This window comes from Actinomyces sp. oral taxon 170 str. F0386, from assembly GCF_000195595.1.
In the GTDB taxonomy this organism is placed as follows: domain Bacteria; phylum Actinomycetota; class Actinomycetes; order Actinomycetales; family Actinomycetaceae; genus Actinomyces.
Genome location: NZ_GL882555.1, coordinates 78,454 through 103,301, shown reverse-complemented (window position 1 = coordinate 103,301; position 24,848 = coordinate 78,454). Strand labels below are relative to the sequence as shown.

The 24,848-nt window shown below is 68.4% G+C and carries 19 protein-coding genes; 6 read left to right on the top strand and 13 right to left on the bottom strand.

Annotated elements, in window-relative coordinates; genetic code table 11:
- Positions 1 to 38: 38 nt before the first annotated feature.
- The 3 genes from miaB to HMPREF9056_RS10955 form a co-directional block, all read right to left on the bottom strand.
- Positions 39 to 1,700 (bottom strand): tRNA (N6-isopentenyl adenosine(37)-C2)-methylthiotransferase MiaB, encoded by a 1,662-nt coding sequence (gene miaB, locus HMPREF9056_RS10965; RefSeq protein WP_009405046.1) that lies wholly within the window; start codon positions 1,698 to 1,700, stop codon positions 39 to 41.
- Positions 1,701 to 1,803: 103 nt separating this feature from the next.
- The gene (locus HMPREF9056_RS10960) at positions 1,804 to 3,330 is read right to left on the bottom strand and encodes an NAD(P)/FAD-dependent oxidoreductase (RefSeq protein ID WP_009405045.1); all 1,527 of its coding nucleotides are present in this window, start codon (positions 3,328 to 3,330) and stop codon (positions 1,804 to 1,806) included.
- Between the two features lie 109 nt (positions 3,331 to 3,439).
- Positions 3,440 to 4,585 carry an ROK family transcriptional regulator gene (locus HMPREF9056_RS10955; RefSeq protein WP_034514472.1) on the bottom strand — a complete coding sequence of 382 codons (1,146 nt, stop codon included), beginning with the start codon at positions 4,583 to 4,585 and terminating at the stop codon, positions 3,440 to 3,442.
- A 191-nt stretch (positions 4,586 to 4,776) separates the two neighbouring features.
- On the opposite strand from HMPREF9056_RS10955, the gene HMPREF9056_RS10950 reads away from it, so the two are divergent.
- From HMPREF9056_RS10950 to HMPREF9056_RS10935, 4 genes are all read left to right on the top strand, one after another.
- Positions 4,777 to 6,957 (top strand): alpha-galactosidase, encoded by a 2,181-nt coding sequence (locus HMPREF9056_RS10950; RefSeq protein WP_034514471.1) that lies wholly within the window; start codon positions 4,777 to 4,779, stop codon positions 6,955 to 6,957.
- 121 nt (positions 6,958 to 7,078) lie between these two features.
- On the top strand, positions 7,079 to 7,990 hold the full coding sequence (locus HMPREF9056_RS10945) for a carbohydrate ABC transporter permease (protein ID WP_009405042.1): 912 nt from the start codon (positions 7,079 to 7,081) through the stop codon (positions 7,988 to 7,990).
- A gap of 12 nt (positions 7,991 to 8,002) precedes the next feature.
- On the top strand, positions 8,003 to 8,956 hold the full coding sequence (locus HMPREF9056_RS10940; RefSeq protein ID WP_009405041.1) for a carbohydrate ABC transporter permease: 954 nt from the start codon (positions 8,003 to 8,005) through the stop codon (positions 8,954 to 8,956).
- 8 nt (positions 8,957 to 8,964) lie between these two features.
- Entirely contained in the window at positions 8,965 to 10,359 is a 1,395-nt protein-coding gene (locus tag HMPREF9056_RS10935; RefSeq protein ID WP_009405040.1) for a sugar ABC transporter substrate-binding protein, read from the top strand.
- 66 nt (positions 10,360 to 10,425) lie between these two features.
- On the opposite strand, the gene HMPREF9056_RS10930 is transcribed toward HMPREF9056_RS10935, so the two are convergent.
- The 7 genes from HMPREF9056_RS10930 to pgsA form a co-directional block, all read right to left on the bottom strand.
- Positions 10,426 to 12,165, bottom strand: coding sequence for a formate--tetrahydrofolate ligase (locus HMPREF9056_RS10930; RefSeq protein WP_009405039.1), 1,740 nt, complete (start codon positions 12,163 to 12,165; stop codon positions 10,426 to 10,428).
- A gap of 53 nt (positions 12,166 to 12,218) precedes the next feature.
- Entirely contained in the window at positions 12,219 to 12,731 is a 513-nt protein-coding gene (locus HMPREF9056_RS10925; protein WP_009405038.1) for a regulatory protein RecX, read from the bottom strand.
- Entirely contained in the window at positions 12,731 to 13,972 is a 1,242-nt protein-coding gene (gene recA / locus HMPREF9056_RS10920) for a recombinase RecA (protein WP_009405037.1), read from the bottom strand. Before recA ends, HMPREF9056_RS10925 begins: the two co-directional genes overlap by 1 nt.
- 268 nt (positions 13,973 to 14,240) lie before the next feature.
- Complete coding sequence (locus HMPREF9056_RS10915; protein ID WP_009405036.1) at positions 14,241 to 14,462, bottom strand: DUF3046 domain-containing protein; 222 nt, start codon at positions 14,460 to 14,462, stop codon at positions 14,241 to 14,243.
- A 129-nt stretch (positions 14,463 to 14,591) separates the two neighbouring features.
- Positions 14,592 to 15,002 (bottom strand): helix-turn-helix domain-containing protein, encoded by a 411-nt coding sequence (locus HMPREF9056_RS10910; protein WP_009233673.1) that lies wholly within the window; start codon positions 15,000 to 15,002, stop codon positions 14,592 to 14,594.
- Between the two features lie 172 nt (positions 15,003 to 15,174).
- On the bottom strand, positions 15,175 to 15,696 hold the full coding sequence (locus HMPREF9056_RS10905) for a CinA family protein (RefSeq protein WP_050793062.1): 522 nt from the start codon (positions 15,694 to 15,696) through the stop codon (positions 15,175 to 15,177).
- Between the two features lie 22 nt (positions 15,697 to 15,718).
- Positions 15,719 to 16,342, bottom strand: coding sequence for a CDP-diacylglycerol--glycerol-3-phosphate 3-phosphatidyltransferase (pgsA, locus tag HMPREF9056_RS10900; protein WP_034514469.1), 624 nt, complete (start codon positions 16,340 to 16,342; stop codon positions 15,719 to 15,721).
- A gap of 505 nt (positions 16,343 to 16,847) precedes the next feature.
- Between pgsA and HMPREF9056_RS10895 the strand changes: the two genes are divergently transcribed.
- Complete coding sequence (locus HMPREF9056_RS10895) at positions 16,848 to 17,996, top strand: CapA family protein (RefSeq protein ID WP_009405032.1); 1,149 nt, start codon at positions 16,848 to 16,850, stop codon at positions 17,994 to 17,996.
- Positions 17,997 to 18,034: 38 nt separating this feature from the next.
- Here HMPREF9056_RS10895 and HMPREF9056_RS10890 read toward each other — a convergent pair whose 3' ends face one another.
- The 3 genes from HMPREF9056_RS10890 to HMPREF9056_RS10880 all read right to left on the bottom strand — a co-directional run bounded on the left by HMPREF9056_RS10890 (position 18,035) and on the right by HMPREF9056_RS10880 (position 23,680).
- Positions 18,035 to 20,947 carry a DNA translocase FtsK gene (locus HMPREF9056_RS10890; RefSeq protein ID WP_034514468.1) on the bottom strand — a complete coding sequence of 971 codons (2,913 nt, stop codon included), beginning with the start codon at positions 20,945 to 20,947 and terminating at the stop codon, positions 18,035 to 18,037.
- Between the two features lie 147 nt (positions 20,948 to 21,094).
- The gene (locus tag HMPREF9056_RS10885; RefSeq protein ID WP_009405030.1) at positions 21,095 to 22,030 is read right to left on the bottom strand and encodes a PfkB family carbohydrate kinase; all 936 of its coding nucleotides are present in this window, start codon (positions 22,028 to 22,030) and stop codon (positions 21,095 to 21,097) included.
- 15 nt (positions 22,031 to 22,045) lie between these two features.
- Positions 22,046 to 23,680, bottom strand: coding sequence for a ribonuclease J (locus HMPREF9056_RS10880; RefSeq protein WP_009405029.1), 1,635 nt, complete (start codon positions 23,678 to 23,680; stop codon positions 22,046 to 22,048).
- A 448-nt stretch (positions 23,681 to 24,128) separates the two neighbouring features.
- Between HMPREF9056_RS10880 and HMPREF9056_RS10875 the strand changes: the two genes are divergently transcribed.
- Positions 24,129 to 24,752 carry a polysaccharide deacetylase family protein gene (locus HMPREF9056_RS10875; RefSeq protein ID WP_050793061.1) on the top strand — a complete coding sequence of 208 codons (624 nt, stop codon included), beginning with the start codon at positions 24,129 to 24,131 and terminating at the stop codon, positions 24,750 to 24,752.
- Positions 24,753 to 24,848: the final 96 nt, after the last annotated feature.

The following is a 24,848-nucleotide window of genomic DNA, read 5'->3' as shown; positions in this document are numbered from 1 at the left end:
GCACTCGTTCACTGAAGGCAGCCTCCCGTGGGATTCAGTCAGACGGGTGCGCCCACACGCAGGGTGGGCAGACCCAGGCTCACCGGGGCGGTGTCGGGCTCAGGTGCGGCACAGGCCTCGGCCTGACGGCGCTCCCAGGCGTCCCCGGCGCGGGTGCGCCGCACCTGGAACAGAGCGGGACCCTCGTCGAGCCAGAGGCGGTCACCGGGCTTGAGCGCCTCATTGGCGGCCGCGGCGACCGGGTCCGGCTCCCGCCCACAGCGGGCGGAGTCGGCGATGAGGTTGTGGGGAGCGCCATGGGTGACGCGCACACTCACCATGTCACCGGGACGCGGGGCCCCGCCGGCGTAGTCGTCCTCGGCCAGTCCCTCGGGCAGGGCGACGTGCACGAGCCGGTTGTCGGCGGCACGCCCGGAGATGCGGGCGGTCGCCGAGTCCCGACGCCCCTCGCCCTCGGCGACGAGCACCTCCACGACGCGTCCCTCCTGGCGCTCGTTCTCCTCTCGGGCGATGCGGCGCACAAGCGCGTCAAGCCGCCGGTAGCGCTCCTTGACGACCTCGGCGGGGACCTGGTCGTCGCGATCGGCGGCAGGCGTGCCCGGGCGCGGGGAGTACTCGAAGGTGTAGGCCGAGGCGAAGCGGGCGCGCTCGACGACGTCGAGGGTGGCCTGGAAGTCCTCCTCGGTCTCGCCGGGGAAGCCGACGATGATGTCGGTGGTGATGGCCGCCTCGGGCATGACTCCTCGGACCTTGTCCAGGATGCCCAGGAAGCGCTGGGTGCGGTAGGAGCGGCGCATGGCCCGCAGCACCCGGTCGGACCCGGACTGCAGGGGCATGTGCAGACTGGGCATGACCGCCTCGGTGGTGGCCATGGCCTCGATGACGTCGTCGGTGAAGGCGGCAGGGTGAGGACTGGTGAAGCGCACGCGCTCGATCCCCTCAACAGAGCCGGCCGCCCGCAGCAGCTTGGTGAATGCTCCGCGATCGCCGAAGCCGACTCCGTAGGAGTTGACGTTCTGCCCCAGGAGGGTCACCTCGATGGCCCCTTGGGCTGCAACGGCCTCGACCTCAGCCAGGACGTCGCCGGGACGGCGGTCGCGCTGCTTGCCGCGCAGGGAGGGCACGATGCAGAAGGTACAGGTGTTGTTGCAGCCCACGGCGATGGAGACCCAGGCGGCGTAGGAGGACTCGCGGCGGGTGGGCAGGGTGGAGGGGAAGACCTTGAGGGACTCCTCGAGCTCGACGGCGGCCGCCGAGTTGTGCCGAGCGCGCTCGAGCAGGGCGGGCAGGACGTCGAGGTTGTGGGTGCCGAAGACGACGTCGACCCAGGGGGCGCGCTCGACGATCCCCTCCCCCATCTGCTGGGCCAGGCACCCGGCCACAGCGATCTGCATACCGGGGCGCTCGCGCTTGACGGCCGCGAGCTGGCCCAGGTTGCCGAAGAGCCGGGTGGCGGCGTTCTCGCGCACGGAACAGGTGTTGATGATGACGACGTCGGCCCCACCGTCACCGGCGTCGGTAGCGCGGGCGGCCGCCTCGGGCACGTCCTCGACGCGCAGGTAGCCGGCTCCCTCCAGCAGGCCCGCCATGTGCTCGGAGTCGTGGACATTCATCTGGCAGCCGAGCGTGCGCACGTGGTAGGTGCGCGGCAGGGCGCCTCGGGCGTCGAGAGCGGGGGCGGTAGCGGCGAGCATGGTCATCGCCGAGCAGTGTAGGTGGCACTAGGGCCCCGCCCCAGTCCTGACGGAGTGTCGTGACCAGATGCACGCCGGAGCGGGACCCACGGGCCGCTGAGGACTCGCCTCAGGACTTCTGACGGGAGGCGATCTTGGCGTCGTTGCGGGTCGCCTGGGCAAAGGCCGCACCCGGAGCCGCCACGGACCCGAAGGAGGCCAGGTCACGACGGAAGACGACGGCGGCGAACCAGTCCATCATGATGCGCACCTTCCGGTTGAGGGTGGGCATGGCGTAGACGTGGTAGCCGCGGTGAGCGGTCCAGGCGGTGAAGCCGCGCAGGTTCTGCCCCATGATGCGGGCCACACCCTTGCCGATACCCAGGGAGGCCACGGTCCCCAGGTTCTCGTGGGCGTAGACGGTCAGCCGCTGCGCACCCTGCCCATCGGGTCGGTCGACCTCGACCTGACCGGTCAGCGTGGCCACGAGGTTGTCGGCGAGGATGGCGGCCTGGCGCACGGCGTGCTGGGCGGTGGGGGCGCAGGTTGCCTGCGGATCCTCGCTGGTGACGTCGGGAACCGCAGCGCAGTCTCCGGCGGCCCAGGCTCCGGGGACGACGACGCCGTCACGGGCCACCTGGAGGGTAGGCAGGGTGGTGACCCGGCCGCGAGCCTCGACGGGCAGGTCCGACTCGCTCAGGACCGGGGCGGCCTTGACACCGGCGGTCCACACAATGGTGTCGGCGTCAAGCTCAGTGCCGTCGGACAGCACGACGTGCCCGTCCACGCAGGAGCTCAGAAAGGTGTTGAGCCGAACGTCGATGCCGCGCTCGCGCAGCTGCTCCAGCCCGTAGCCGGAGAGCTCCTCGGTCAGCTCGGGCAGGATACGACGCGAGCCCTCCACGAGGATGAAGCGCACGTCCTCCTGCTCCACGGAGTCGACGGTGGCAACCAGCGCCCGGGCCATGTCCTCGAGCTCGGCGATGGCCTCGACCCCGGCGAAGCCCCCGCCGACGAAGACGAAGGTGAGCAGCCGGCGTCGACGCTGGTCGTCCCAGGTGGAGGCCGCGTCCTCGATACGGGAGAGCACCCGGTTACGCAGGGCCAGGGCCTCCTCGACCTGCTTGAAGCCGAGGGCCTGCTCGGCCAGCCCCGGGATCGGCAGGGTACGGGCCTCGGCTCCCAGAGCCAGGACCAGGTGGTCGTAGCCGATCTTGTACGGCACTCCCTCCTCGTGGGTGGAGCCCGGAACCGGCGGGGCGATCGTCACCGTGCGCGAGGCGTGGTCGATACCGGCGATGGAGCCGGTGATGATCGTGCACCCGGCCAGCGAGCGCCGGTGCGAGGCGATGACGTGGCGCGGCTGGATGGACCCGGCAGCGACCTCGGGCAGGAAGGGCTGGTAGGTCATATAGGGGCGCGGGTCGATGACGGCGATCTCGACCTGATCGGTTCCCAACCGGGCCCGCAGCGCCCGGGCGGCGCAGAACCCGACGTAGCCGCCACCGGCGATGACGACGCGCGGCGGGCGGGACCTGCCGTCTGAGGCGGAGGCGGCGGGGACGCTGGGACGGCTTGGACGGACGGCCAGGGCGAGTGCAGCGCCAGCAGCAAGGAGGCCGGCGGTGGACAGCGCAATGGTGGTGCGGCGGCTCATGCGCACAATCTAAGGGCACCCTTATTCCAAGACCACGCTAGGACCTAGTTCCCAGGCATGGTTCCCATCACAGTGCATGCCCGTGGCTCCCCACGGACGGAAGGAACGCCTACCGGTCGCCCGCCACCACCGTCCACCGCTCCAGCGCCAGCGCGGCAGCGCCTCGCGCCCACTCGTCGAACTCGAAGGGGCGCAGCAGGACGGGGACCGGGGCCACGGCCCAGTGCCGCAGGCCGTCCACCTCCTTCTCGAAGGCCTCCCGGTAGGCCTCCACCACGGCGACCCCCTCCCCCGAGACGACGACGAGCTCGGGGTCGACGTAGGCGATGAGGGTCCCCACAACCCTCCCGACCGTCAGTGCCGCACGCCGCAGGACGCCATCGACGCCACTGTTCCGACGCGCTCCGGGACTCAGGAGCCGCTCGAGGCTCAGCTCCTCGGCCGCGCACCCCAGATGCTCGGCCGAGGCCCGCAGGATCCCGGCAGTCGAGGCCAGGGCCCGAGCGCATCCCGGGTGCCCGATCTCACAGCTCGGTCCGGTCGGGTCCACCGGGAGGTGACCGACACTTCCGGCAGCCCCCTTCGTCCCGGAGAGGATCTCACCGCCCACCACGATGCCGCAGCCGATTCCGGCCCCCAGGGTGACCAGGGCGAAGGGATCCTTCCCCCGACCCGCCCCGAACCAGGCCTCGGCGTAGGCGAAGGCGCGCACGTCGTTGGCCACGGAGCAGGGCAACCCGGTGGCCTCGGTGATCATGGCGGCCAGAGGGACATCGCGCCACCCCAGGAAGGTGGCCACCACCACGGTCCGCCTTCCGACGACGGCCGCTCCCAGGGAGATCCCGATGACGTCCGGCCGGCGTCCGCTGCGCCCTGCCAGGCGCTCCACCACCGAGGCGATGAGGGAGGTGACGGACTCGGCGTCGGTCTCGGTCAGCGGCAGGGAGTCTCCGACCAGCACCTCACCCAACGGGTCGGTCAGGACGGCGTAGAGGCGGTCGGCAGTGAGCTTGACACCTGCCACGGTGGCACTGTTCGGGACGACGGCCAGGAGGCGAGTGGGCCGCCCCGGTCCACCCACCTCCGCCGGCGGCTGCTCCTCGATGAGACCGGCCTCGATGAGGGGACGCACCGTGCGCGTCGTCGTCGCCGGAGACAGCCCCAGGCGCTCCCCGAGGTCACCGCGGCTCATAGGGCCGGCAGAGATCAAGGAGAGCAGCGCCCGGGCTCCGAGGCTGCGTCCTCCACCATCCATGTCCTGCTCCCGCTCCCGCCGTCGCCGACTGCTAGATGGACCATTGGGTCCATGACCTGGGACGACGCCCACCGCCGCCCGATTCGTACCGACACTGTAGGTCAAACCCTTGCGGAAACTGGCGCCATCAATTATTTTCATCTTACAAGGAATCGTTCCTGGTTCCTGCCCCCTCCCCTGGAAGGACGATGATGACCCTCCATCTGCGCTGCGCCGACACCTCCGTGGTCCTCGACCTGCCCGACGACCGTTTCCCGGTGGTGCGCCATTGGGGCCCCGACCTGGGTGAGGTGAGCGGCGAGGACCTGGCCGACGCAGGCTCGGCCGCGGCGACCTCCTTGGGCACCAACACCGCCTGGATCACCAACGACCTGCCGATCCTGCCCCTGGCTCACCTGGGCTGGAGCGCGCGCCCCGCCGTGGTGCTCTCACGTACCGACGGCTCGGCCTTCTCGCCCCACCCCACCGCCTTCACCCACGAGGAGGGCGCCGAGGACACTCCTGCCGGTACCACCCGCGTGGTCCGCTCCAGCGGAACCGACACCGCCCACGAGCTCACCCTGGGAACCGAGCTGCGCCTGGAGCCCTGCGGGCTGGTGCGCGTGCGCGCCTGGGTCCGAGACGACCGCCCCGAGTCCGGCAGCGAGCAGGGAGCCGACCTCGTCGTCGGCGAGCTGACCCCGGTGCTGCCCGTACCCGACAGCGCCGACGAGCTGCTCGACACCACCGGGCACCACGTCCAGGAGCGCAGGCTCGTACACACTCCCTTCACCCCCGGCACCCGCCTGCGCGAGTCCTGGGAGGGGCGCCCCGGGCACGACGCCGTCACCTGGCTGGCCGCCGGCCCCACCGGCTTCGGCTGGCGCAGCGGGCGCGTCCACGCAGCTCATGTCGCCTGGTCCGGCAACGTCCGCCACCTGGCGATGAACCCGGCCTCGGGGCGCAAGCTCCTGGGGGCCGGGGAGCTGCTCCTGCCCGGAGAGGTCTCGCTGGCCCCCGGCCAGACCTACACCTCGCCGTGGACCGTCTTCTCCTGGGGCGAGGGACTCGACGCCCTGGCCCACCGCAGCCACGCCTGGCTGCGCTCGCTGCCCGCCCATCCCGAGCACCCCCGCCCGGTACTGCTCAACACCTGGGAGGCCGTCTACTTCGACCACAACCTGGACAAGCTCAAGGCCCTGGCCGACGCTGCGGCCCAGGCCGGCATCGAGCGCTATGTCCTGGACGACGGCTGGTTCGGCTCCCGGCGCGACGACACCTCCGGACTGGGCGACTGGCAGGTCTCCCCCGAGACCTGGCCGGACGGTCTGGAGCCGCTCGTGGAGCACGTCCACTCCCTGGGCATGGAGTTCGGCCTGTGGTTCGAGCCGGAGATGATCAATGTCGACTCCGAGCTGGCCCGCTCCCACCCGGAGTGGATCCTGTCCGACGGCGCCGGCGGGGCCCCTGAGCACCGTCACCAGCGGGTCCTGGACCTGAGCGCCCCCGGGGCCTGGGAGTACCTGTTCGACGCCGTCTCCTCCCTCGTGGAGCGCCTGGACATCGCCTACCTCAAGTGGGACCACAACTCCCCCCTGCTGGCCACGGGCCACGAGGTCGCCGACCCCACCACGGGACGCCAGGGGGCGGCCGCCGTCCACGACCAGACCCTGGCCGTCTACCGGCTCCTGGACGCGCTCCACGAGCGCTTCCCCGCCCTGGAGATCGAGTCCTGCGCAGGCGGCGGCGGCCGCATCGACCTGGGGATCATGGAGCGCACCCAACGAGTGTGGGCCTCGGACTGCATCGACGCCCACGACCGCCAGAACATCCAGCGCGGCACCACACTGCTGCTTCCCCCGGAGCTGGTGGGCACCCACGTCGGCTCCGGGCGGGCCCACACCACCCTGCGCGACCTCGACCTCGACTTCCGCGCCGGGACCGCCCTATGGGGCCACATGGGCGTGGAGTGGGACCTCACCGAGGCCGACGATGCCACCCGCGAGCGCCTGGCCTCCATCATCGCGCTGCACAAGGAGCTGCGCAGCCTGCTGCACTCGGGCGTGACGGTTCACGCCGACCTGCCCGACGACGATGTGCTGCGCATCGAGGGGGTCGTCGCCCCTGACGGCTCCGACGCCCTGTTCGAGATCGCCTCGCTGGGCCAGCTCCTGGCCTGGCCCACGGCGCCGCGCCCACTGCCCGGTCTGGATCCCTCGCGCCGCTACCACGTGCGCCTGGCGGCACCGGCCTATCCCGAGCTGAGCCTCACTGCGGGCTGGATGGACGAGGGCGTCACCCTGCCGGGCTCCTACCTGTCCACCACGGGGCTGGCACTGCCGGTGCTCCACCCCGACCACCTCGTCCTGCTGCGCGTGAGCGCCGTCGACTGACGGCTCGGCGATCCTCCGAGTCGCTGATCCGTTCGCCCTAACTTCTACCCGTTCCTACCCCCATCCATCATCCATCCGTCTTCGACCCGTTTTCCCTCATCACCGTCGATTTGGAGACCCGATGTCAACCTCGACCCCGGTCGCGCGACAGTCGCGTCGGCAGCGCAAGCCGCGCTCCGACATCAAGCTCGGCCTCGCCTTTATCCTCCCGGCGACGATCGGACTCGTCGCCTTCTACATCTGGCCTCTCATCCGAGGCATCTGGCTGTCCTTCACCGAGTACAACCTCCTGACCCCCGAGGAGTTCACGGGCCTGGACAACTACAAGCGCATGGCCCAGGACGACACCTTCTGGAACGCCGTCGTCGTCACCGTGGAGTACGTGGTCATCAACATCGGTCTCCAGACGGTCCTGGCGCTCCTCATCGCCGTCCTCATGCAGCGCCTGACCCAGTCCACCTTCGTGCGCTCGATCGTGCTGACGCCCTACCTGGTCTCCAACGTGGTCGCCGCCATGCTGTGGCTGTGGATCCTGGACAACACCCTGGGTGTCACCAACCAGCTCCTGGAATCCCTGACGGGTTCCAAGACGGACTTCTTCTCCTCGTCTCTGGCCATTCCCACCATCGCGATCATCAACGTGTGGCGGCACGTGGGGTACACGGCTCTGCTCATCTTCGCGGGCCTGCAGTCGATCCCGAGCACGGTCTACGAGGCGGGCAAGATGGACGGCGCCAGCGAGTGGCGGATGTTCTGGCGGATCACCGTCCCCCTGCTGCGCCCGATCCTGGCCCTGGTGCTCATCATGACGATGATCGGCTCCTTCCAGGTCTTCGACACCGTCTCGGTGGCCACCCAGGGCGGCCCCGTCAACGCCACCCGCGTGCTGCAGTACTACATCTACGACATGGCCTTCGGGCGCTTCCAGTTCGGGTACGCCTCCGCCATGGCGGTGGGTCTGCTGCTCGTCCTGGCGGCGATCACGATCCTGCAGTACCGCATGACCCGTGCGGGCGAGACGGACCTGGACTGAGGAGGACCACCCATGACAACGACAACCGCATCCGTGTCCTCCGCAAAGTCCCCCGGGGCAGCCGCTGCGGCGTCCTCCGAGGCCCCCGGCCGCCGGTTCACCGTCGGCAAGGCCCCGGCCTGGGCGGCGATGATCCTCATCATGCTGTTCACGCTCCTGCCGTTCTACTGGGTGCTGCGCACGGCGCTGTCCTCCAACGCGGGCATCACGGCCCACCCCACCAGTCTGCTGCCGGTGGACATCAACCTGCGCGGTTTCGCCCGCGTCTTCGGTATGCAGTCCACCGAGGAGGCGCTGGCCGACGGCGGCAGCGGCGCAGCCATCAACTTCTGGCTCTACCTGCGCAACTCGGTCATCATCTCCACGCTGGTCACCGTTGGACAGGTCTTCTTCTCGGCGATGGCCGCCTACTCCTTCTCCCGCCTGCGCTGGAAGGGACGCGACACGGTCTTCGCGGTGTTCCTGGGCGCCCTCATGGTCCCCTCGATCTTCACGCTCCTGCCCAACTTCGTGCTGGTCAAGCAGCTCCACCTCATCGACACCTTCCTGGGGGTGGCCCTGCCGACCATGTTCATGACGCCCTTCGCGGTGTTCTTCCTCAAGCAGTTCTTCATGAACATACCGCGTGAGCTGGAGGAGGCCGCGCTGCTCGACGGCGCCTCGAAGGTGCGGGTGTTCTTCACCCTGATCCTGCCCATGGCCAAGGCCCCGATCTCGACGCTGGCGATCCTGACCTACATCACGGCCTGGAATGACTACTTCTGGCCTCTGCTGGTGTCCTACACGGACTCCTCGCGGGTGCTCACGGTGGCCCTGGCGGTCTTCCGCTCCCAGGCGCCTCAAACCGGCCCCGACTGGGCCGGGCTCATGGCCGCCACCCTGGTGGCCGCACTCCCGATGCTCCTGCTGTTCATGGCCTTCGCCCGGCGCATCGTCAACTCCATCGGCTTTACCGGAATCAAGTGAGGCACCAGATGACGACTCAACCGATCAGCCCTCTTCACTCGTCGCTGTCGCGCCGCGGCCTCCTGTGCGGTCTCGTCTCCGGGGCGGCCGCCCTGACCCTGGCGGCCTGTTCCTCGGGCTCCAGGAAGTCGGGCTCCGGCGCCGTGGAGTACTGGATGTGGGACGCCAGCCAGCTGCCCGCCTATGAGGCCTGCGCCAAGGCCTTCGAGGCCAAGACCGGCATCAAGGTCAATATCACCCAGATCGCCTGGGACGACTACTGGACCAAGCTGACAGCCGGTTTCATCGCTGGGACCGGCCCGGACGCCTTCATCGACCACATCTCCAAGTTCGCCCAGTTCGTGGATCTGGAGGTCCTGCTCCCGTTGGAGAAGCAGGCCGCCTGGGCCGGTGTCGACGAGTCGGCCTTCCAGGAGGGCCTCATCGACCTGTGGAAGGGGGAGGACGGTCACCAGTACGGCTGCCCCAAGGACTGGGACACCGTGGCGGTCTTCTACAACCGGGATATGCTCACCCAGGCGGGGCTGTCCGAGGCGGACCTGGCCGGCTGGTCCTGGAACCCCGCCGACGGCGGCACCTTCGAGAAGGTCCTCGCCCGTCTGACCATCGACAAGAACGGCGTGCGCGGTGACGAGCCCGGTTTCGACAAGAACCGTGTGGCCGTCTACGGGCTGGGTATCCAGGACGGCGGATCCGGGGACGGACAGACACAGTGGAGCCCGTTCACATGTTCGGCCGGTGACTGGTTCTACACGAACAAGGAGACGTGGGGGAACCACTACCGCTATGACGAGAAGGTCTTCCAGGAAGCCATGGACTGGTACTTCGGCCTGGTGGACAAGGGCTACATGCCTCCTCGCGGAACCTTCTCCTCCACGACGAGCACCGATGTCCAGCTCGGCAGCGGCAAGATCGCCATGTGCTTCAACGGCTCGTGGATGTTCAGCACCTACGCCAAGCTCGATGTCGGGGTCGGGATCGCGTCGAATCCCGTGGGCCCCAATGGCAAGTCCGTCTCCCTGTACAACGGGCTGGGAGACTCGATCTCCAAGCAGTCGGCCAATATCGATAACGCCTCGAAGTGGGTGGCCTTCCTGGGAACCGCCGAGGCTCAGGACATCGTGGCCTCCTACGGGATCGTCTTCCCGGCCATCTCATCCTCCACCGAGAGGGCCGTGCAAGTCTTCGAGCAGATGGGGCTTCCCACCAAGCCCTTCACCCAGCACCTGGAGGACAGGTCCACGTTCTTCTTCCCGCTGACCTACTTCGGCGCGGACGTTACGGCCATCATGAAGCCGGCGACGGATGACCTGTGGGCGAACCGGGTGCCCGCCTCGACGCTGACGACGTACAACGAGCAGGTCAACCTCCTGTTCGAGACCTCCAAGCACGAGAGGGGCTGACGCTCGCGGGCTGCTCTCGCGGCCGCAGGGGGCCGGTACCGCGCGTGTCGGCACCGGCCCCTCGTGTCAGCGCAGGCCCACGATATCTCCGGTGGCGACGTCGACATCGATGCGCTCGGCCGCGGGGCGGCTCGGCAGACCCGGCATGGTGGACAGGCTCCCGCAGATCGCGTAGACGTAGCCGGCTCCCGCGGCGAGGCGGACCTCACGCACAGGGAGCCTCCAGCCGGCGGGAACACCCTTGAGACCGGGGTCGGCGGACAGGGACAGGGGGGTCTTGGCGACGATGACGGGCAGATTTCCGAAGCCGCCGCGCTCATAGTCGTCCAACAGCCTGCTCGCGGCGGGAGTGTAGTCCACGCCATCGGCGCCGTAGAGGATGGCCACCTTGGTGATCTTGGTGCGCAGGTCATCCTGCGGGTCGTAGACGGGTCGGATGGAGACCGCATCGCCGGCCTCCCGGCAGGCCTCGACGACGGCGATGGCCAGGTCGAGGCAGCCCTCGCCCCCTCGAGTGACGGGGTGGCAGAGGGCCACCCGGGTTCCGGCCTCGCGGGCGATACGCTCCACCTCCTCGATCTCGCTGTCATAGTCGGTGGGGAAGACGTTGACGGCTACGACCGGGGTGATACCGAAGCCCCGCACGATCTGAAGGTGCTTGAGCAGGTTGGCGGCGCCGGCACGCACGTCCTCGACGCCCTCCTGGAGCATGCCCTCGGGCAGGTCCTTGCCGCTGACGAGGTGGTGTCGCCCGGAGTGGGCCTTGAGCGCCCTGACGGTCACCACGACGACGGCAGCGCGCGGGCGCATGCCGGAGACAGCGCACTTGAGGTCCACGAAGCGCTCCAGGCCCATGTCCGCCCCAAAGCCGGCCTCAGTGAGGACGTACCCGCCGTCCCGAGCACCGGCTGCAGCAACGCGGTCGGCGATCACCGAGGAGCAGCCGGTGGCGATGTTGCCGAAGGGGCCGGTGTGGACCAGGACGGGCGCCCCCTCACCGGTGCGCAGAAGATTGGGCTCGAGCGCATCGCGCAGAATGGCGCACATGGCACCGGCCGCCTTGAGGTCCTCGGCACTGATCCACTCCCCGCTGCGGTTGCGACCGATCACGATGCACCCCAGGCGATCGCGCAGGTCAGCCAGGTCAGTGGCCAGCGACATGATGACCATGAGCTCGCTTGCCGGGGTGATGTCGAAGGAGGCCTGCCTGGTGACGCCGTCGATCGTGGCCCCCAGGCCGGTGACGATGTGGCGCAGGGCGCGGTCGTTGACGTCCAGGACCCGGGGCCAGGTGATGGTGCGCTCGTCGATGTCGAGATCGTTGCCGTGGTGCAGGTGGTTGTCGATCATCGCCGACAGGAGGTTATGGGCGGCGGTGATGGCATGGAAGTCGCCGGTCAGGTGCAGGTTCATCCGCTCGGCCGGCAGGATGCGGGCCCGCCCGGAGCCGCCGGCCCCGCCCTTGATGCCGAAGGTGGGGCCCATGGCCGACTGGCGCAGGGTGAGGACGGCCCGCTCACCCAGACGCGCCAGTCCTTGGGCCAGCCCGATCGCCGTGGTGGTCTTGCCCTCCCCGAGAGGAGTCGGCGTGATCGCGGTGACGACGACGTAGCGGGCGCCGTCCGAGTCGCCATCGCCTGTCCCATCAGCCCTCTGATCATCGGGGTCCAATGCCCCCAGGTCGATCTTGGCCACGTCGCGGCCGTAGGGGATGACGTGTTCGGCGGCGATTCCCGCCGAGGCAGCCAGGGCATCGAGGTCAACCGGGGTTTGAAGGCCACCATCGGCCGGAATCACCTGGGTCATGAGGCAAGCCTAGTAGGCCGGCGAGAAGAACCTCACGCCCTCGGGAGCCTGACTTACGGGACCGTCTCTCCGCTCTGCTCCTCGGCGAGGGCGTCCTCAATGGCCCGCATGGTCACCTCTCGGCTGTAGCCCTTGCGGCCCAACATGGCCGCGGTACGGCGTCGACGCACCTCCCAGGGCAGGTGGCGTGTGGCGATCAGCTTCTTGCGAGCCAGCGCCAGGGCCGCCGCGTCCTCGTCATCGGAGTCGATCTGCCCCAGGGCCGCGGCGACGTTCTGCTCCTCCAGCCCCTTGCGCCGCAGCTCCTCGGCGATGGCGCGTCTGGCCGCTCCCTTCTCCGCGAAGCGGGTGCGTACCAGGCGAGCGGCATAGGCGGCATCATCGATCACTCCGGCCGCCTCCAGACGGTCGAGGACCTCAACGGCCACTCGAGGGTCTACCTCCTTGCGCTCGAGCAGCTCCACCAGGGCAGCGCGTGGGGCCGCACTGCGGTCGAGGCGACGCAGGACGATCTCCCGCGCCGCCTCGACGGCCTGCGTATGGGCATCAGGGGTGAGCCAGGGCATCAGAACCCGCCAGCATCCTCACCGAATATGGTGTCCGGCTCCTCCGCTGCAGCGTCCTTAGCGGCTTGAGCGGCCTTGGCTGCCTTGGTGGAGCCTGCGGTCTTCTTCCCGCGGCCACGAGCGCTCTTGACCGCACTCGTGGCGGCGGTGTCGTCACTGGCCACCGGGACGGCGGCCGCGGCCACGGCGGCCTCGGCGGCGGCGACCTCCTCGGCCTCCCGTGCCTTGCGGCCGGGCTCACCGATTCCCAGGGCGGCGAGAATCTTCTCCTCGATCTCCGCGGCCAGCTGCGGGTTGTCCTTGAGGAAGTTGCGAGCGTTCTCCTTGCCCTGACCGAGCTGGTCCTCCCCGTAGGTGAACCAGGCTCCGGACTTGCGCACCACGCCGTTGTCCACACCCAGATCGAGCAGACTGCCCTCACGGGAGATGCCCTGGCCGTAGAGGATGTCGAACTCGGCCTGCTTGAAGGGCGGCGCCATCTTGTTCTTGACGACCTTGACCCGGGTGCGGTTGCCCACAGGCTGGTCGCCGTCCTTGAGCCCGCCGATGCGGCGCACGTCCAGGCGCACGGAGGCATAGAACTTCAGAGCCTTCCCGCCAGTGGTGGTCTCCGGGTTGCCGAAGAACACGCCGATCTTCTCGCGCAGCTGGTTGATGAAGATGGCGGTGGTGCCGGTGGAGGACAGGGCCCCGGTGATCTTGCGCAGCGCCTGGCTCATGAGACGCGCCTGGAGGCCGACATGGGAGTCGCCCATCTCCCCCTCGATCTCGGCCTTGGGGACCAGGGCCGCCACGGAGTCGATGACGATGATGTCCAGGCCGCCTGAGCGCACGAGCATGTCGGTGATCTCCAGCGCCTGCTCACCGGTGTCCGGCTGGGAGACCAGGAGGTTGTCGATATCAACGCCTAGAGCCTTGGCATAGACCGGGTCGAGGGCGTGCTCGGCGTCGATGAAGGCCGCGTTACCGCCGGCTCTCTGGGCGCTGGCCACGGCGTGCAGGGCGACGGTCGTCTTTCCCGAGGACTCCGGCCCGTAGACCTCGATGATGCGCCCCCTCGGGAGCCCCCCGACCCCCAGGGCCACATCGAGGGCGACCGACCCCGTGGGGATGACGGAAACCGGCGGGCGGGTGTCGTCCCCCAGGCGCATGACGGAGCCCTTGCCGAAGCTCTTGTCGATCTGGGCGAGGGCTGTGGCCAGGGCCTTGGAACGGTCCTGGGTCTGGCTGGCTGCAGGCATTGTTCTACCTCGGTTCTCGGGGCGGCTCTCAGCCGCGGTGGGCATGGCTGGTCAACTTCGGCGAGATCCCCTCTCCGGGGCTCACCAACGACGGTATGCCTGACCACTGACATCTATCTCCGCTCCTCGTCAGCCCTGTGGACTTCAGGTGCGTCGTCGTCGTTCGTGGAGAACAGTACCCGAACACCTGTTCGACCGCGACACCATCATCGTGCGCGTGTCGCTCGCAGCACCTCGAGCCCCCTCGTACAGCCTCGGCCGACCCGCCTCAACGGCGGGGGTCGGAGCGGAAGATCCACCGCTCGGCGTCCGAGCACTCGGTCTCGTCGCACAGCAGGCCCCACACGCGCTCAGGCGCCACGCCGTCGTCGAGCGCCTGCACGCAGGTCACGTTCAGCCCGGGCAGGACCAGATCCTGCGCCAGCGACCGGCCATAGGCCGAGCCGAAGACCGTCTCAACGGCACCCCAGAACTCCGAGTGCTTCACCACTCCCCCTTCCTCAACAGACGCCCCGGCGGCGAGCCCACCTGTTGTGGTCCCGCCGCCGGGGAGGGTCAGCTCATCGACCGCAGCCGCGAATGCTACGAGGACAATCGAACTGAGGGCGTCAGCGGATGGTCACCGCAGAGCGATCCCCTGCTGACGTACAAGCTCATCGGGAACTGTGTCAGGAATCATGACGCCCTCGGTCAGGGCAATGCGGTCGGAGACCTCGCGCAGCACCATGGACAGAGGGGCATCAAGGGCCTGGCAGATGGAGGCCAGCAGCTCGGAGGAGGCCTCCTTCTGACCGCGCTCGACCTCGGAGAGGTATCCCAGGGAGACACGGGCCTGCGAGGAGACCTCGCGCAACGTGCGCCCCTGGTGCTGCCGGACACCGCGCAGGACCTCTCCGATCTCGCGGCGCAGGACGACATTCTCGTGCTTCGGGGTGTCCACGGACACACCGTACCCTGCCCCGGGTCCCTGGCGCATCGGCATCCGGTTGTTGATCGGGCGAGTGGTGCGGGGGTGAGTCGTGTTGTTCATCGTCTAGCACAACCATTCACGTCGTGGATTCATTCCCGCCACGCGAGGCCAGTTCTCCGGCTCCGGTGGCGTTGAGCCCCACTCTACCGGCATTCCTGGAAGAAACCTGAAATGCGTCTTAGTCTGCGGTCTGTAGTTGATCTGTCGTTGACATGCATCCGCCGAGGAGCACTCAGCTCCACGCCTCCCCGCCTTCCTCGCACAGATAGCCGACGGCCACCCCAATGACGTTGAGCACGGCCCCGTGCCGGATCTGCGAGCGGTCACCACTCAGATGCAGCTCGCGATGAGCCTCACCCCACGGGCCGACGACGGCGACGTGAACCGTTCCCGCCGGGTAGCCGTCCGCAGGCCCTGGCCCCGCGACCCCGGTGGTCGCCAGCCCCAGGTCGGCTCCGAGGAGATGGCGCACGCCACCGGCCATCTGGAGGGCGACATCACGGTCCACCGGCCCAGTCCGTTCCAGGTGAGCAGCATCCACACCGAGCACCTGCGCCTTGATGCGGGCGGCATAGGCGACCACCGCACCGACGAGCACACGCGAGGCGCCGGGGACCTCGACCAGGCTCGAGGAGACCTGGCCCCCTGTCAGCGACTCGGCGATCGCCAGTGTGACCGCACGCTTCTCAGCGGCTCGCAGAAGATCGGCTGCCGCACGGGCGCATTCCTCCTCCACACCCCTCCTAGCGCTCACCGTCACCTCCGCATCGAGGCGCTCACTGGTCGACGCGTCCGCTGTGTCGACTCAGCCGTAGAGCCTGACGCACGTAGTCCAGCCCGGTGACCACGGTGACGATGAGCGCCGCAGCCACGACGACGTAGGACGCCCCGAGCAGGAACGCTGCCAGTCCTACGGGCAGGAAGAGGGCCGACCACGGCGTGAGCAGCCCCACCAGCCCCACCATCTGGAGGGCCGTCTTGATCTTTCCGCCCCGTGACGCGGCCATGACGGCGCGGCGCAGCATGAAGAAGCGCATGACCGTGATACCGAGCTCGCGCACGACGATGAGGATCGTGACCCACCACCACAGCCTGTTGTTGACGCTCAGCAGAATGAAGGCGGACAGCGTCAGGGCCTTGTCGGCGATCGGGTCGACGATCTTGCCGAAGGAGGTCACCAGCCCCCGCGAGCGCGCCAGCTGACCATCAAGACGGTCCGTGAAGGCCGCCACGACGAAGACCACGACGGCCGCGAGCCTGGTCCGGTCCCCCGGCAGCAGGGAGAGCCAGATGAAGACGGGGACAAGCAGCAGTCGCAGCACCGTCAGGGCATTGGCGATGTTGAGCAGCGGCGCCTGCTCTGGCTGCGCGGCGCCGTCCGGGGCGGTCGAGGCGTTCATCGGGATCAGCCTAATAGTGCACGCCCTCACACCGCCGGAGAAACCTCGAAGCACCTTCCTGACGATGACAAGGACGCTCATCTCCTCCAACCGCTCCGTGCCACCACCACCCGCAACACACCACAGGGGATCAATCCCCTCCGGCTGTTCTCATTGGTATTTCAGGCTTTCCGCCCGGCGCTTCGCACTGGATCACAGACCGCTCACACTCTACTAAGGTTTGGTTCTTACGTTCATAAATATGCGTTCATACATGTTTTCTTCTTATTCTCCGGCAGGTCTCAACAGCTCCACGAGCGGTCCGTCACCGGGCGACGGCCGACGGCACGGGCACGGCGAGCGCGCTGTCCATCGGCCAGGGGGCCCTGGCCTGCTCACGGCCGTCATCCTGGCGGTAGGCCTCGCGGTCTGCGGCTGCGGGACGGGCGCCGGTCAGTCACAGTCGAGTGCTACCGGCTCCGCGGAACCGGGCGCGGCCGACGGATCAAAGGACGCGCACTTCACCGTGGGCTACGCCGGCGACGTCCTCATGCACTCCGCGGTCCTGTCCTCCACCCCGGACTTCTCCGGCGACATTACCGGCAATGTCGCTGCCGAGACCCCCTGGGTCGAGGGCCTGGATCTGGCCCTGTGCGGGATGGAGGTTCCTGTGGCTCCGGACGGGGTGTACTCCGACTTCCCCACCTTCGGCGCGCCGTCCGAGGTCGTCGGGGCCTTGGCTAGATCCGGCTGGGACGGCTGCGCGACCGCATCCAACCACTCGGTGGACCAGGGCGAGGCAGGGGTTGTCGCCACCCTGGACACCTTGGACGAGCACGGCCTGGGGCACGCCGGCACCTACCGGAGTCGCAAGGACGCCTCGGCGCCCTTCGCGCTCTATGAGCTCGAGCGAGGAGGACGTACGGTGACGGTTGCCCAGATCTCTACAACCATGGGGCTCAACGGCTTCGATGATCCCACCGGCTACTCGGTGTCGCTCAACGACGTCGGAGCCATCACGAAGGCAGCGAAATCGGCTCGGGCAGCAGGCGCCGACCTTGTCGTCGTCCACTCCCAGATCGGCCAGGAGTATGAGACCGCACCCGATGGAGAGCAGGTCTCCTACGCCCAGGACCTCGCCGACAGCGGGCAGGTAGACATCCTCTTCGGCGCCCATCCCCATGTGCCTCAGCCGGCCGAGAAGCTCAAGGGCGGCGTCAACGGGAAGGGGATGTGGGTGTCCTACTCGGCCGGCAACTACATCTCCAGCCAGAACGAGTCCTACTGCGGCCCGTTGTCCGACGTCGGGCAGCTGGTGTGGGCCGACGTCACCGCGCACGCCGACGGCTCGGTGAGCGTGGACTCGTTGAGCTGGCACCCCTTCACAGTGGACCAGGAGGGTGGCTACAAGGTCAGGGACCTGGCGGCGCTCCATGACGGAGAGCGTCCCGATGGTCTGGGCCTGAGCGAAGAGGAGATCGACCGACGCTGGAGCATGCTCACCTCAGACGTCAAGGACTCCTCGACCATGGACACCACGCCGCCGAAGCCCACTGGGCCCGCGCCGACGATCGTCAGCCGGAAGGAGACTCTCACACGGGTGGGCGCGCAGCACACCGCTCCGTCGGACCGACCCTCGCAGTCGCCTCATAGCGAGTCGTCAACCTCAGAGTGATGACAGTGGCGCCGGCTCAGGGTGGGAGAAGACCTGCCTCACCACGATGAGCCACGGCCGGTGAGTGACCAGGCGTCCTCCGAGTCCTCCTCGGCGGAGGAGTCCTCCCAGGACTCCGACTCCGGCAGGGTTGAGGTGGCCTCCAGCGGGTCGGTGCTGTAGCGGTTCGACGGCAGCGCCACCGTGCGAGGCTCCCCCGCTGCGGGGACCGGAGCCTCCTCGGTGGCCGGACCGTCCTGGGAGTCGCTGGAAGCGGCGGGGGTGTCCGCGCTTCCGGGGGCACTCCCCTCCCCCTTGATCCAGGCCAGGGTCTCCTCGAGCTGCTCGGGCTGGACGAGGACGTCACGGGCCTTGGAGCCCTCCGAGGGGCCGACGACCTCTCGGGACTCGAGCAGGTCCATGAGGCGCCCGGCCTTGGCGAAGCCCACGCGCAGCTTGCGCTGGAGCATGGAGGTGGAACCGAACTGGCTGGAGATGATGAGCTCGGCGGCCTGCAGGAGCAGGTCCATGTCGTCACCGATCTCCTCGTCGATCTGCTTCTTGACCTCCGGGACGACGACGTCCTCGCGGTACTCGGGGGTCAGCTGAGCCTTGACGTGCTCGACGACGGAGCGGATCTCGGACTCGGTGACCCAGGAGCCCTGGATGCGCACCGGAGTGGAGGCCCCGGGGCCGAGGTAGAGGGCGTCACCCTGTCCGGTAAGGGTCTCGGCCCCGTTCTGGTCGAGGATGACGCGGGAGTCCAGCTGGGAGGCGGTGGCAAAGGCCAGGCGCGAGGGCACGTTGGACTTGATGAGACCGGTGACCACCTGTGCGACCGGCCGCTGGGTGGCCAGGACCAGGTGGATCCCGGCGGCGCGGGCCAGCTGGGTGATGCGTTGGATGGAGGCCTCGACGTCCTTGGGGGCCGTCATCATGAGGTCGGCAAGCTCGTCGACGACGACCAGGAGATAGGGGTAGGGGCTCAGCTCGCGCTGGGAGCCCGGCAGAGGCTGGACCTCTCCGGCCCGCACCGCCTTGTTGAAGTCGTCAATGTGCTTGAAGCCGAAAGAGGCCAGATCGTCGTAGCGGGCGTCCATCTCGCGGACCACCCACTCCAGGGCCTCGGCCGCCTTCTTTGGGGAGGTGATGATCGGGGTGATGAGGTGCGGGATGCCCTCGTAGATGGTCAACTCTACCCGCTTGGGGTCGACCAGCACCATACGCACCTCCTCGGGCGTGGCGCGCATCATGATCGAGGTGATCATGGAGTTGACGAAGGAGGACTTACCCGAGCCGGTCTGACCGGCCACCAGCAGGTGCGGGGTCTTGGCCAGGTTGGTGACGATGTAGTCGCCCTCGACGTTCTTGCCTAGCCCGACGACCAACGGGTGCGGCTGCTTGCGGGCGGCCTGGGAGCGCAGGACGTCACCGAGCTTGACCATCTCACGGTCGGTGTTGGGGATCTCGATGCCAATAGCGCTCTTGCCGGGAATCGGGGTGAGCAGGCGGATCTCGTCAGAGGCCACCGCGTAGGCGATGTTCTTCTCCAGCCCCGTGATGCGCGAGACGTTGACCCCCCGCCCGCGGTGGACCTCGTAGCGGGTGACCTGAGGGCCTCGCGTGTAGCCGGTCACGGTGGCGTCCACGTTGAACTCGGCGAAGACGTTCTGGAGCGCTTCGACGATGGCGTCGTTGGCGGGAGTGCGGGTGGCGTGCCCCGGTCCGGGGCCGAGCAGCGCGTCCACGGGCAGCGTGTAGGTGGAGCCGTCGGGCAGGGCCATGTTGCCCATGTCGCTCATGGCGAGCTGGTCTGCGAGATCGGGCTCCTCGAGCGGGACCTCCGGGGTCTCCTCGGTAACGGCATCGAAGCCGGATGGCGCAGGCGAGGCGGGACGCCTCTCCGCGGAGGGTCTGCGCTGCGTCCCGGAGGACGGTCCGGACGTTCCAGGACCGCCTGCAGCGCCGGCCGCCTTCCCGCCCTTGGCCGGAGAGACGACTGAGGGCGCCGATGAGGCGACGGCGTCGTTCTCATCACCCACCTCCGGGACGATGAAGGTGCCGTCGTCGGCGTGGTCACTGCCCGGCTCGAAGAGATCGGTGACCGACGTCTGCTGGGCCTCCCGGTCGGCGGAGCGCTTGCGCCGACCGCTGCCTCGCCTGCGCGGCGCCGACTCCTCCACCTCTAGCGCGGAGCGGAAGGGCTCGTCACCGTCGTAGGAGTCCAGGAGCGCCGTCTGATCGGGATCATCGCCTGCGCTCCCGGTCGATCCGAGGCCTGTGCGGACCCGCCCGAGCAGGCGCCGGGCCAGGGAGTCACCTGAGCCGTCGGCATCGGAGGGGCCGCCGGCTCCATCGGCTCTCAAGGACCGGCGCTGCGCCAGCAGGTCGCGGATCTCGGCAATGGTCTTACCGGACAGGACCAGGACGGAGAAGGACGCCAGGAGGATAAGCAGGATGAAGGCCCCCACTGAGGAGAACAGCGCCGCGAGCGGGTAGCCCACCAGCCATCCCAGTAGTCCGCCGGCACTCTCCAGGCCACCGATGTTGTCCCTGAGGAACGGGTTGCCGCTGCCGACCTGGATCATTCCGGTCAGAGCAGTCAGCAGCCCCAGCAGGCCCACGGAGACCCGGGCGTGAACCGCTCCCAGGTTATGGGCCCGCAGCATGGCAATTCCCAGCGCAGCCAGGAGGAGGGGCACGAAGACGCCAAGGACGCCGACAGGGCCCGCGGCGATGTGGTGCAGCAGGTTCCCGGCGGCACCGGAGATCCCGAACCACTCGCGCAGCGCCAGGACCGCCGCAAGGGCGAGGATGAGAAAGGCCCATCCGGTGCGGCGGTAGCGCCCACCAGGGGGCTGGGATCCGGGCGCGGCGAAGGGAGCAGGTCCTTGAGCGGACGCTCCTCGAGGACGCCCCCTGCCGGTTCCAGACGGAGGCGTAGCGGTTCTCGTGGTGCGACGGTTGGCCATGATGTCTTAGAAACTATCGGATTCTTGGTTTCAGCGGCCCTGCCACGCCGCTTCGGGCAGCCGGAGACGCGTCACCTTCTTCTCACTGAGCCCCATCACGGGCAACCGTCCTCAGGCGAGGAGGGGATATCGAGATCCTCACACGTCCTAGAGCCTCTCGTCGCTCTCTCGGAGAAACCGGTCAATCTCCTCACGAAGCGGTGCCTGCGCCGGCCCGGTACAGGCCACAGCGTGGGCGGCGGCCGCGTTGGCGCGTCTGGCTGCCTCGACGACGTCGAGCCCGTCGAGGAGTCCGGCGACCAGGACCCCGGTGTGGGTATCTCCCGCCCCTGTCGTGTCGACGACGTCGCGCACGAAACCGGCGACCTCGATCGGTTCACCGTCGACCGGGTGGAGGACGCATCCGTGGGCCCCGGTTCGTCGGACGATCAGCGCCCGAGGACAGGCCTCACGGATCGCCTGCGCGCCTCCCAGACGATCCTCGAGGCGGCCCATCTCCAGGTCGTTGCCGGTCAGCATCGTCGCCCGGGCCAGTAGCGGCATGAGCACCTGGTCGGGGATGTCGGGTTGAACCGGTCCCAGGTCGATGACCAGTCCCACGCCGTCGGGGATCGACAGGAGCCAGTCGGCCAGGATGCCCCGGCTCGTGTAGTGGGCCAGGTCATAGCCGGTGGCATAGACCCAGTCACCCGGTCTCAGCTCGAGGCTCTCGAGGTCCTCGCGCTGAGGCTCGCCCTCGACGCCCGCAGTGGTGACGAAGGTTCGCCGGCCCGAGGGCTCGATGAGCGTGGTACAGGTGCCGATATCACCAACGAGCTCCTCAACGAGCAGCTCGACCTGGTCCAGGCGCATCGACTCGCGCACCCGTGCGGAGTTGGGGCCGGTTCCCAGGGTCGCCGCCAGAGCGGCGGGGACGCCCTGCCGGGCAGCGGCCGAGACCACCGTGTACCCGCCTCCCACGACCGGGCCCGACGACGCCCCGGTGATCGCCCCTCCCGGCGACGGAACCCGGCTGACGTGAAGGGGGATGTCAATGAGGATGGATCCGGTGGATATGAAGCACGCGGGCCGGAACAGAGTCATGCAGTAAGCGTCCTCCTAGGCCTCGATGACGACCGGGACGATCATGGGGCGGCGCTTGAGACGGCGCCCGATCCACCGCCCCAGGGTGCGGCGCATGACCTGCTGGAGGGAGTAGGCATCGGCCTTCCCCGTCTCCAGCGCGGCGGACAGCGCCTCAGTGACGTCGGGCAGGATCTCCTCGAAGACGGAGTCGTCCTCGGCCATGCCCCGGGCCTGGATGTGCGGACCGGCCAGGATCGTGCCGGTCGTGGTCTCCACCACGGCGTAGACGGAGACGAAACCCTCCTCGGCCAGGATGCGCCGGTCCTTGAGCTCGGCCTCGTCGATCTCCCCCACGGAAGAGCCGTCGACGTAGATGTAGCCGCAGGGGACCTGGCCGGCGATACGGGCCACTCCCCCGTCCAGGTCAACAGCCACCCCGTCCTCGCACAGCATGACACGTTCCGGGGCGACGCCTGTCTTGACGGCGAGCCCACCGTTGGCCACCAGGTGGCGGATCTCGCCGTGGATGGGCATGACGTTGCGGGGCTGGACGATGTTGTAGACGTGAAGCAGCTCCTCGGAGGAGGCGTGCCCGGAGACATGGACCTTCGCGTTGCCCTGATGGACCACACGCGCACCCAGCCGCATGAGCTGGTTGATGACCCGGAAGACGGAGTTCTCGTTGCCGGGGATGAGGGAGGAGGCGAAGATGACGGTGTCTCCGGGCTCGATGGTGACGCTGCGGTGCTCGGAGTGCGCCATCCGGGACAGGGCCGCCATCGGCTCGCCCTGGGAACCGGTGACCATGAGGACTCTCTCGTGCGGGGGCAGCGACGTGATGTCACGGGCGTCGATGAGGACGCCACCTGGGACCTTGAGATAGCCGCGCTCAGCAGCGATCCCCATGTTGCGCACCATGGAGCGCCCCACGAGCGCCACGCGCCTGCCGTGCAGAGCGGCGGCGTCGAGGACCTGCTGGACCCGGTGGACGTGACTGGCGAAGGAGGCCACGATGATCTGTCCATCGGAATCGGCGAAGACGTTGTCCAGGACCTGGCCGATCTCACCCTCGTGGCCGACCATGCCTGGAACCTCGGCGTTGGTGGAGTCCACGCAGAACAGGTCCACGCCCTCCTCGCCGAAACGGGCGAAGGAACGCAGGTCCGTGATGCGTCCGTCGATAGGCAGGGAGTCCATCTTGAAGTCACCGGTGGCGAGGACGTTACCGGCGTCGGTGCGGATCATGACGGCCATGGCGTCGGGGATGGAGTGGTTGACGGCCACGAACTCCAGGTCGAAGGGGCCGTAGGAGACCTCCTCGTGCTCGACGACCTGACGCAGCACCGGGCGGATGCGATGCTCCTTCAGCTTGGCCTCCACGAAGGCCAGAGTGAGCTCACTGCCCACCAGGGGGATGTCGTCACGCAGGCGCAGCAGGTAGGGCACGCCACCGATGTGGTCCTCGTGCCCGTGAGTGAGCACCAGGGCGACGACGTCGTCGATGCGGTCCTCGATGGAGGAGAAGTCGGGAAGAATGAGGTCGACGCCGGGCTGGTCCTCCTCGGGGAAGAGCACCCCGCAGTCAACGATCAGCAACTTGCCTTCGAGCTCGAAGACGGTCATGTTGCGGCCGACCTCACCCAGGCCTCCCAGGGGGGTGATGCGCATGGCGCCGTCGGTGAGGGGACCGGGAGTCTTCAGCGCTGGAAAGTTCGTCACGCGGGCATCCTACCGAGAATGCCCAGATTCTCGATTGATCCGGTTTGATCCCTTCGATTCCGTCTCAGTCCTGCATCGTTCCCGAGAGGCGCTCCGAGGCTTCCCGGACTCGCTCTACAATGTGCTGGTGACGATCGAGAGCCGATACGTTCCGGAAGATGAGGGCGTGGACGACAGACGTCTCCCCTCGGACGGGCCTCGGACCTCGGACAGCGCCGCGGGAGGTCACGCAAGAGATCGACGGCACCTCCTTGAAGTGGCGGCACTGACGACTGCGACGGGCCTTCTTGGTATGGGAGCCGGAGCCGAAGTCACCCGATGGCGGGACACTCACCTGTCGCCCACCTCACGGACTGCTCCTCGTCCTTCAGCCCCTGGCCCGACCCTCGGCGCGCGGGTGGTCTTTCAAACGGGAGGGGAAACGGGGAAGCTGGCCCTGACCTTCGACGACGGACCAGACCCTCGTTGGACTCCACTCGTGCTCGACATGCTGACGAGGCTGCGGGTGCGTGCCACCTTCTTTGTTCTCGGGTCTGCGGCGGAGTCCCATCCCGAGCTGATCGCACGAGAGGCCGATGAGGGGCATGAGGTCGCCGTCCACAACTGGGTGCACACGGACGTCTACGGTGTGGACTTCCCAGAGCTGACCGGCTCAGTACGCCGGACCTGTGAGGCGATCACGGCGGCCGGGGCCCCACCCCCGAACCTGTGGCGCCCTCCTTATGGCCGAGTCGACGCGCCGGCCATGATGGTCGCTGCCCAGCAGGGGTTGGACGTGCTGCTGTGGAGTGTTCACACACCATCAGCAGCGAAGGCCGCCGCAGTCAAGGACGTGGCCGGTGCTGGCTCAGTGATCCTGTGCCATGATGGCCGCACGCAGCCCTCCGAGGACCTGTTCACCGCCTTGGAGGGCTCCATCCGCTCTTTGTTGGAGCGAGGGCTCACCGTCACCACGGGCAGCGATCTGCTGACGTCGGACCGGGCGGCGAGCCTTGGGACGACCTCGGAGCCATCAGCATGAGAAGTATTGCGAGAGACAAGAAGGTCCCCACCACTGATGAGACGAGTGGTGGGGACCTTCTACCTTGTACCCCCAGCCGGATTCGAACCGGCGCCG

What these genes read in the sequence shown, in the direction of transcription:
- recA (WP_009405037.1), bottom strand. Translation starts at nt 13,972, where the DNA reads ATGCCTGCAGCCAGCCAGACCCAGGACCGTTCCAAGGCCCTGGCCACA.
- HMPREF9056_RS10880 (WP_009405029.1), bottom strand. Translation starts at nt 23,680, where the DNA reads ATGCGCATCACCCCCCTGGGAGGCCTGGGTGAGGTCGGCCGCAACATG.
- HMPREF9056_RS10940 (WP_009405041.1), top strand. Translation starts at nt 8,003, where the DNA reads ATGACAACGACAACCGCATCCGTGTCCTCCGCAAAGTCCCCCGGGGCA.
- miaB (WP_009405046.1), bottom strand. Translation starts at nt 1,700, where the DNA reads ATGACCATGCTCGCCGCTACCGCCCCCGCTCTCGACGCCCGAGGCGCC.
- HMPREF9056_RS10955 (WP_034514472.1), bottom strand. Translation starts at nt 4,585, where the DNA reads ATGGATGGTGGAGGACGCAGCCTCGGAGCCCGGGCGCTGCTCTCCTTG.
- HMPREF9056_RS10935 (WP_009405040.1), top strand. Translation starts at nt 8,965, where the DNA reads ATGACGACTCAACCGATCAGCCCTCTTCACTCGTCGCTGTCGCGCCGC.
- HMPREF9056_RS10950 (WP_034514471.1), top strand. Translation starts at nt 4,777, where the DNA reads ATGACCCTCCATCTGCGCTGCGCCGACACCTCCGTGGTCCTCGACCTG.
- HMPREF9056_RS10885 (WP_009405030.1), bottom strand. Translation starts at nt 22,030, where the DNA reads ATGACTCTGTTCCGGCCCGCGTGCTTCATATCCACCGGATCCATCCTC.
- pgsA (WP_034514469.1), bottom strand. Translation starts at nt 16,342, where the DNA reads ATGAACGCCTCGACCGCCCCGGACGGCGCCGCGCAGCCAGAGCAGGCG.
- HMPREF9056_RS10960 (WP_009405045.1), bottom strand. Translation starts at nt 3,330, where the DNA reads ATGAGCCGCCGCACCACCATTGCGCTGTCCACCGCCGGCCTCCTTGCT.
- HMPREF9056_RS10925 (WP_009405038.1), bottom strand. Translation starts at nt 12,731, where the DNA reads ATGCCCTGGCTCACCCCTGATGCCCATACGCAGGCCGTCGAGGCGGCG.
- HMPREF9056_RS10930 (WP_009405039.1), bottom strand. Translation starts at nt 12,165, where the DNA reads ATGACCCAGGTGATTCCGGCCGATGGTGGCCTTCAAACCCCGGTTGAC.
- HMPREF9056_RS10890 (WP_034514468.1), bottom strand. Translation starts at nt 20,947, where the DNA reads ATGGCCAACCGTCGCACCACGAGAACCGCTACGCCTCCGTCTGGAACC.
- HMPREF9056_RS10945 (WP_009405042.1), top strand. Translation starts at nt 7,079, where the DNA reads ATGTCAACCTCGACCCCGGTCGCGCGACAGTCGCGTCGGCAGCGCAAG.
- HMPREF9056_RS10910 (WP_009233673.1), bottom strand. Translation starts at nt 15,002, where the DNA reads ATGAACAACACGACTCACCCCCGCACCACTCGCCCGATCAACAACCGG.